The 4,833-nt window shown below is 36.9% G+C and carries 5 protein-coding genes; all 5 read left to right on the forward strand.

What is annotated here, in order from left to right; all coding sequences use genetic code 11:
• A partial coding sequence (locus V7137_RS26240) for a DUF3870 domain-containing protein (protein ID WP_335700796.1) occupies positions 1 to 270 on the forward strand: 270 nt, incomplete at its 5' end.
• A 215-nt stretch (positions 271 to 485) separates the two neighbouring features.
• Entirely contained in the window at positions 486 to 1,583 is a 1,098-nt protein-coding gene (locus V7137_RS26245; protein WP_335700797.1) for a M24 family metallopeptidase, read from the forward strand.
• Between the two features lie 39 nt (positions 1,584 to 1,622).
• On the forward strand, positions 1,623 to 3,224 hold the full coding sequence (locus tag V7137_RS26250) for an ABC transporter substrate-binding protein (protein ID WP_335700798.1): 1,602 nt from the start codon (positions 1,623 to 1,625) through the stop codon (positions 3,222 to 3,224).
• 67 nt (positions 3,225 to 3,291) lie between these two features.
• Positions 3,292 to 4,275: an ABC transporter permease gene (locus V7137_RS26255; protein ID WP_335700799.1), complete on the forward strand. Its 984-nt coding sequence runs from the start codon at positions 3,292 to 3,294 to the stop codon at positions 4,273 to 4,275.
• An 11-nt stretch (positions 4,276 to 4,286) separates the two neighbouring features.
• A partial coding sequence (locus tag V7137_RS26260) for an ABC transporter permease (RefSeq protein ID WP_335700800.1) occupies positions 4,287 to 4,833 on the forward strand: 547 nt, incomplete at its 3' end.

Raw genomic sequence — 4,833 nt, forward strand, 5'->3', positions numbered from 1 at the left:
CTCTATGGGGTAATGGGGGTGGGGTTTGAAATCGATCCAAAAACTGATTGTATAGTAAATGCTTCATGTACATTTGTCACCAATATGTGTACAGATTTTATTAAGAGTATTTTGACTGGTCATGATTTAAAAAAGGGAATAGAGGAACCTATTGAAAAGTTTGAAAAAAGGTATTTTGGTTTGGGGAAAAAAGCAATTGTATCTGCTATGCGGGATGCATATAATCAATATTCCATTTATAAATCAATGAACTTTGAAAAAATTAATTAAAAAAATATTGATTTAAATAAAGTTTTCAGTATACTTAAAATATAATCAATATTCAATTTATAAAAGAAATTCCAGCGTGCCTAAAATTCAGTGGATAGGCGTCCCCTATTCATACCCAAGAATTTTAAGACCAAGCTGTTCGAAACCATACCTTTTCGAAGGTGTATTTCGACATGGCTTGGTCTTTTATTTTTTAATAAAAGGAGTGATTAATTGTGGAACCATATAACACAAGAATGTTGAAATGTTTAAAACTGGCTGAATCCCATCATTTCGATCACTTAGTTATATCTTCAAGCTATAACTTAAAGTATCTATTAGGTGCAAACATAGATACGGGAGAAAGAATGACAGTCCTGCTTGTATCGCCGGGAAAAAAAGTTAAATTATTCATTCACCAGATGTTTTCCGATCAAGTTCCAATTTTAGATGAACTTGAAATCGTCTACTACAGTGATGAAATGGAACCCTTACTAGTTTTATCTGAACACTTTACAAACCATGAAAAGCTCGGGATTGATCAGAATTGGTTATGTTCCTATCTGATCGATTTATTAAAAGCACTACCAGCCATAAGAATAGAAAAAAGTACGGTTGTTGAAAAGTTAAGAGAAATTAAAGACGAACAGGAAATAGATATTCTTAGACAATCAGCTAGAATCGCAGATGCAGTGATGTATCAAATCATTCAACTTCAGCATCTCCCTGCAACGGAAAGAGAAGTTGCAGGTACGATCGCAAGCTTCTTTGCGGAACATGGAGTAAATGAATTATCGTTTAAACCAATTATTGGGTTCGGAAAGAATTCAGCGAATCCTCATCATACTATATCAGATCAAACATGTCAGATAGATCAACCCATTTTGATTGATATGGGAGGGTTGTTCAACCATTATTGTTCTGATATTACGAGGACCTTTTACTTGGGTAGAAAGAATCAACAGTTTGAAGATTTATATCAAATCGTCAAGGAAACACAAATGAAGGCGATTGAAATGGTAAAACCAGGAGTTGCATTTTCAGAAATCGACTTATTCGTTAGGCGATCATTTGCTAAATGGGGGTACGAGCAATATTTTATACATCGAACAGGTCACGGTATTGGATTAGAGCTGCATGAGGGTGTATCTATCCACCAAAAGAACCACGATGTCATCAAACCAGGAATGGTCTTTAGTATTGAACCAGGATTATATGTTCCGGACCAATATGGCATTCGGATAGAAGATATAGTGGTTGTTTCAGATCATGGTTGTGAAGTTCTCAATAAGTGCTGTAAGGAGGTGCAATATTTAGATTTTGTAGGGGTTTAATCGATAGAACTATTAATCAATCAGAAGGGGAGAAATAATTTGAAACAGAAAAATAGGTTTTCTTTTATATTTTTTATTGCTGTCATTTTCTCTGTGATTCTGTCAGGCTGCTCCTACGATAAACCTACGAGTAATAACAGCTCAGGTAAGCCTGATAAGGGAGATACTGTAGCTAAACGAGATGAGATTAAGGTTGGTCTTGATGTAGATGCAGGTACAATGGATCCGCGTCTTTCCAAGGATACATCTGCAAAAAGGGTATCCGAACTAGTTTATGACGGCCTTGTTCGACTTTCAGCTAATTTAGAGGCAGAACCTGCTCTTGCGACAAAGTGGGAAAATCCTGATCCGACCACATGGATTTTTACTTTAAGAGAAAATGTAACATTCCATGACGGAGAACCGTTCACAGCCGAAGACGTTAAGTATACCTATGACAGCCTCATCGATCCAAACTTCAAGGCACCTTATGCTTCGCTTTACGATCCAATTCAATCAGTCGAAGTTGTTAATGAACACCAAGTGAAGTTTACCTTAAAAGAACCATCCGCACCACTATTAAGTTACATGGATATTGGAATCGTTCCGAAGCATATTGGTGAAAAGAATGATAATTCTCTATCAAATACTCCAGTTGGAACAGGCCCTTACAAAATGGTGAAATGGGATAAAAATAGCAAAATTGCATTTGAAGCAAATGAAAACTACTGGAATGGAAAACCAAAGACCAAAAAGGTAACTTATTTTATTATTCCTGACAACTCAACTCGAGTTGCGTCCTTGGAATCAGGAGACATCGATTTAGTTCATTCACCACTTTCACCGCAAGATATTAAAAGAATAAAGGAAAATGATCAATTTGAAGTAAAAGAAATGGAAGGACTTGGTTTTACCTATTTAAACTTCAATCAAAAAAATCCTATACTTTCAGATTTAAAAGTTCGTCAGGCTATTTCGTACTTGGTAAATAAAAAAGTTATTTCCAATGATATCTATCAAGGAATGGATAAACCAGGAAAGTCACCTCTCATTCCAGCGTCCTGGGCTTATAATGATTCGATTTCGGGTTTCTCTTATGACCCTGACAAGGCAGCTGCATTATTTAAAGAAGCTGGATGGGAAGATACGGATGGAGATAAAATCCTAGATAAAGATGGTAAAAAACTTTCGATCACTTTATCAACCCATAGTGAAGATCCAAATCGAATGCAAACAGTTGAATTTCTACAAAATGAATTCACCAAATACGGGGTTCAAACAGAAGTTAAAACAAGTGAATGGCCTACTTTTAGCACAAGTTTAACAGAAGGTAAATTTGATATTGCTCTTGTTGGCTGGCTAAATCTAGTAGATCCTGACCGTTCTTTCTATAATCCATTCCACACCAATGGGGGAAGTAACTACGGAAAATATAGTAATCCAACGGTTGATCGTTTAATTGAAAAGGGTAGAACAGCGTTAGATTCAAAAGAACGTACAACGATTTATCAAGAAGCAGCAAAAATTGTTACAGAAGAAGTAGCGTATGATGTCCTTTTATATCAGGGATATATTGCAATGTATAACAAAAAGGTAACTGGATTTAATGCTCATCCAAGCGGAAGTTTTTATGGATTAAAGGATGCAGAAGTATCAAATTAATAAAGACTGTAATGAGGAGAGTGGGAAGGATTATCCTTCCCTTCCTTCAAAGTCAGGAGTGGTCTGAATGGCAACATTTATAATGAAACGTTTTCTACAATTTATACCAGTATTGCTGGGAATATCGATTCTAGTATTTTTCCTCCTTCATCTTATTCCGGGTGATCCTGCATTGACACTGCTTGGCCAGGATGCAACACCTGAGGATCTTGAACGATTAAGAGAAGTCATGGGATTAAACGAGCCTCTATATATTCAGTTAATGGTTTTTCTTAGAAACTTAGTTCAAGGGGATTTAGGATTATCCATTTTTCAAGATACTCCTGTCATTACCTTAATTGCAAAGCATTTGCCGGCAACCATTGAACTCGCTCTTGTTGCGATGTTGATTGCATTAATCATTTCTATTCCATTAGGTATCATTTCGGCAGTCAAACAATTTTCATGGCTGGATTATGTGAGTATGTTCTTTGCACAGCTTGGAGTTTCTATGCCCGTTTTTTGGATGGGGCTGTTACTCATCATTGGATTTTCAGTAAATTTAAATGTCCTGCCTTCTTTCGGAAGAGGCGAGCCTTTATTTGAAGCCATCGGACATTCGATACAAACCGGAAATCTTTACTATGTTGTAGATAGCTTCCAACATTTAATTTTGCCTGCGTTTACATTAGGTGTCATGAGTGCAGCTTTAATAACCAGAATGGTTCGTTCTGCCATGCTGGAAGTACTAAAAGAAGATTATATCCGAACAGCAGAAGCCAAAGGGGTTAAAGGATTTGTTGTCATCATCAAACACGCATTCAGAAATGCTCTAATTCCAGTAGTGACGATTGTGGGTCTCCAATTTGGAAATTTACTTGGCGGTGCGATTGTAACCGAGACGGTCTTTGCCTGGCCAGGAATTGGTCGCCTAGTGATTACTGCTATCAGCCAGAGGGATTTCCCAGTTGTTCAAGGTTGTGTGTTAATGATTGCTTTAATTTTTGCATTGATCAATTTAATTGTTGATATTCTATATGCCATTATCAATCCAAAAATCCAACAAGTATAAGGAGGGCGATGATGGAACTATCGAATCAAGTTCAAACAGAGAACAAAACGAAAAACGACCCCAAAAACGGTTTTCAGTGGAAAGAATCCCTTTATTTGATTACAAAAAGTAAATCGGTTCTAATTGGCGGGATTTTTATTCTTATTGTCGTAATTTGTGCCATTTTTGCACCAATCATAGCTACTCATGACCCGTATGAAATGGTGATGAGTGATCGACTTTTAAAACCAATGGAAGACGGGCACATTCTTGGAACGGATCAATATGGCCGAGATTTGTTTACGAGGATTGTTTATGGGGCAAGAGTATCACTTGAAGTAGGGTTAGTATCAGTTGTATTAGCGATGTTCATAGGCGTAACACTGGGATTAATATCTGGATATTACGGCGGATGGATTGACACCATCATTATGAGAATAGTTGATATTGTTTTATCCTTCCCCGTATTGCTTTTAGCAATTGCACTTGTGGCAGCGTTAGGCCCAGGTATTGAAAATGTCATCTTGGCTCTTGGGTTTGTGTACTGTACAAATTACGCCAGAATAGTTCGGGCTAATG

The organism is Neobacillus drentensis (assembly GCF_036962765.1).
GTDB classification, from domain to species: Bacteria; Bacillota; Bacilli; order Bacillales; family Cytobacillaceae; genus Neobacillus; species Neobacillus drentensis_C.

Excerpts from the sequence above, each read along its gene's own strand:
- V7137_RS26255 (WP_335700799.1), top strand. The coding sequence starts at position 3,292 with ATGGCAACATTTATAATGAAACGTTTTCTACAATTTATACCAGTATTG.